This is a genomic window from Bartonella sp. AD328YNZD, assembly GCF_042196425.1.
In genome coordinates this window covers 1-3,196 of record NZ_JBHIQG010000278.1, presented here as the reverse complement: position 1 = coordinate 3,196, position 3,196 = coordinate 1, and the positions used below count along the sequence as shown (strand labels likewise).

The window sequence follows — 3,196 nt, the reverse complement described above, 5'->3', positions numbered from 1 at the left end:
GGAAAAGATCCACGCGAAAAACTTTTAATTTTTTCTGATGCTCTTGATGTCAATACAATCGAAAAAACCTATCATCACTTTCATGGAAGAGTGCGCATGAGTTTTGGATGGGGAACTGATCTTACCAACGACTTTGCGGGCTGTGCACCTCAAGAAATTGCAACACTTGATGCTCTTTCCCTTGTTTGTAAGGTGACCTATGCCAATGGTCGACCAGCCGTAAAACTTTCAGATAATCCTAAAAAAACGATCGGTGATTCAAAAGAAGTACAACGTTATCTCAATTTTTTTGGTAATAAAAAGCGAATTGCTGGACCTATAAAGACATAGTTTCCGGTTCTTTAAAACAAGTATATTGACTCATCATATTGTTTATAAGATTGATTTTTGTCCTCCCCTAAGGATGAGGATTCTTAACCTTTGCTGGTCTGTAAACAGTTTGGCTGTTTTTGAGCAGATTCTACTTGGCCTACCACGGATACGCTTCACTTACATAAGGCGCGATAGATAAGACTTAAAAGTATTTACGACGCATTAAAAAAATACTTAACGTGCCAAGGAAGTTTAGCCAAGGAGATTTTCTCATTTTAACCCTGTTAAATCAAGCACACTCATCTCCTTGCATGTATGAAGGTTTTCAAGTTCTAAGGGTTATTGTTGTAGTTTGACAGTAGGTTTTATACTAAGTGGGAAGAGGTTGGATTAAGTAGGAATACGTGGTAATTTGTTGTTTTTATGTACAATTTTAGCCATTAAATGCGCGTTTTATCAAAATAGATTTTGACACCTAAAATTGCAAAAATGACCGAAAATCAGAAAAAAGTGCGTTTCCATAAGTAAAAATAAGAAAAGACTTTCAAAACCCTTTGAGAACACCTTTAAACTCTTTGAAAAAAATAAATTGGTACAAAATCTAGTGCCAAAATATACAAAACCAGATGACAAGCTATAATTGTAGCATTAGGAATTACTAAGGCAACATTGGAGGATGACAAATAGCATGGTGACTATTGGTGTGCATTTTGAAAGGCAAGGATGATGGTGCTCAAATAGATTTTATACACTTTACAGGAGATTTTACTTTATCCATGTATGGTCTGCTATTATGAAATGAGTAAAGCGTTGAGAGATGTTTCATTAAAATAAATGTGTAAATAACATGATTTGGGAGACCTTTTGTTTTACGTGAGGGGCATGACTTCATTAAAAAACAGAGAATGCAATAATATTTTTATTTCGAATAAGCTTTATACAAAGACAGAGAAATTATTTATTCGCATATTATAATAAGAATGCGTGTATGTATAAAACAATTTGAAAAGCTCTGTTGTTTCTTATGAATTATTCTTCAGTTAATAACAGATGTAACATTAAAGATTGATATAATGGACCGGCTTCTTAACTGTATAAGTATAAAATGATGGTGTTTAGTAAGCTTTGTATTATATCCTCATTAAGAGATATGAAAAAAAACGAAATGTCTTTTAGAAAGAAATGACTATCATATCAATGACTTTTCAATGATGTATATGTAGAGATTCATACAAACATGCTTTACAAAAATAATGACTCTCTTCCATGAATGTGATTTATCATTGTTTACCAAGTAAGAACATTTTGAGTATTCATAAACAACTTTCTTTGTTCATAAAAATTATTTCACAGACATATTATTAATTAATTGCGTTCAAAAAGCTTGCTATTTCATATGCATTTTGGGAATGGAGAGCTTATATTCAAAACTTAAAAGTTCTCATAGTTTTTACAAATAAGTCGAAGCTAAAAAGAGTATCCCATAAAGTCTTTTTTATCATTAATAAGATGGACGTGTTACAATATAAATGGCAATCAGCAATAATATAACCGCAACAAGTAAAGAAATCCATAAAGGAGGGTGTAGCATTACAAAAAAGGATAAAAATCCTCCTGTCATACTCATCATTGCAAAAACTTTAACGAATGGAGAGATTGCTTTTTTTTCTTCCCATCGCTTAATAGGGGGACCAAAAATACGATGATTATTCAACCATTGATGAAAACGTGGAGAAGAACGCGTAAAACACCATGAGGAAACCAATAAAAAAGGCACAGTTGGCATAATAGGTAATACGATACCGATAATACCTAATATAACCATCGCCCACCCTGCTATATAATAGCAGATACGTAAAGGGTGCGATATCTTCAAATCTTTTTTCATTTTCTCGTACTATTTTCCTCTACGCAAAACCCTATACAAAAACATTGTATCTGTTTTTTTCTGTTTACATGTCTGAGTGTACAATTACGCTCTATCCCTTCATGCGTAAGTGTCTTTGCTGTTATAAGTTCCTTGAAAATACCGAATAGCTTACACAATATTATAATCATTTTAAATGATTTCAAGAAATGAGAAAAAGTTTCAGAAAAAAATAAAAAGGCTGCAGAATAAATCAATGCAGCCTCTTAATTAAAATGCAGTCTTGGGGGGGGAGAATATACACTGCATTCAGTTGCTAGGCATTAGGAGGAAAAATAACCTAACAACCCAATCTCTAACTAAAATAGGCACGAGAAACAATACATAAAAATGCATGGCTGATATGCATGAATTTTAACACTTTCAAGTCTCTTGAACTGTGCTTCGACGAAAGAAAATCATCATGAAAGTAGCCATAAAAATCAACGTCAAGATCAACACAATTGTGGAAGCAGAGTCAGAGCCGATAAATAAGCTGAGATAAATCCCTAAAAAACCAGAAAAAGCTGCAACAAGTATTGCGATCATTAACATAAAAGAAAACCGCTTTGTGACAAGATAGGCAATTGCTCCTGGTGCTATCAGTAAAGAAATAACGAGCACGATACCTACAGCTTTCAAGGCTGCAACAATTGTAAGAGAAATCATTGTTAGAAGGGTATAGTGGAGTAGAGATATTGGTAAACCCATTGCACGTCCTTGAACTGTATCAAAAATATACAGCATAAAGTCGCGCCATTTTGCTGCTAAAATAAAAGTGACAATAGCAGAAATGATTGCTGTCTGCGTAATATCAAGCCAGTTAACACCCAAGAGATTACCAAATAGAATATGATTTAAATCTAAGCTACTATAAATAGATGTGGCTAAAACAAGCCCCAAACCAAACATTGAAGAAAAGACCACACCCATCACCGTGTCCTGTTTGATACGGCTATTGCTTCCTAAAAAACCCGT

General features: G+C 33.7%; 2 protein-coding genes and 1 pseudogene. 1 reads left to right on the top strand and 2 read right to left on the bottom strand.

Going from position 1 to position 3,196, the window contains the following annotated elements:
- Positions 1-330, top strand: a pseudogene (locus tag ACFIO3_RS10565) (nicotinate phosphoribosyltransferase); the annotation flags it as partial.
- Positions 331-1,813: 1,483 nt separating this feature from the next.
- Here ACFIO3_RS10565 and ACFIO3_RS10560 read toward each other — a convergent pair.
- The gene (locus ACFIO3_RS10560; protein WP_375614909.1) at positions 1,814-2,200 is read right to left on the bottom strand and encodes a YbaN family protein; all 387 of its coding nucleotides are present in this window, start codon (positions 2,198-2,200) and stop codon (positions 1,814-1,816) included.
- Between the two features lie 402 nt (positions 2,201-2,602).
- A partial coding sequence (locus tag ACFIO3_RS10555) for a metal ABC transporter permease (RefSeq protein WP_375704433.1) occupies positions 2,603-3,196 on the bottom strand: 594 nt, incomplete at its 5' end.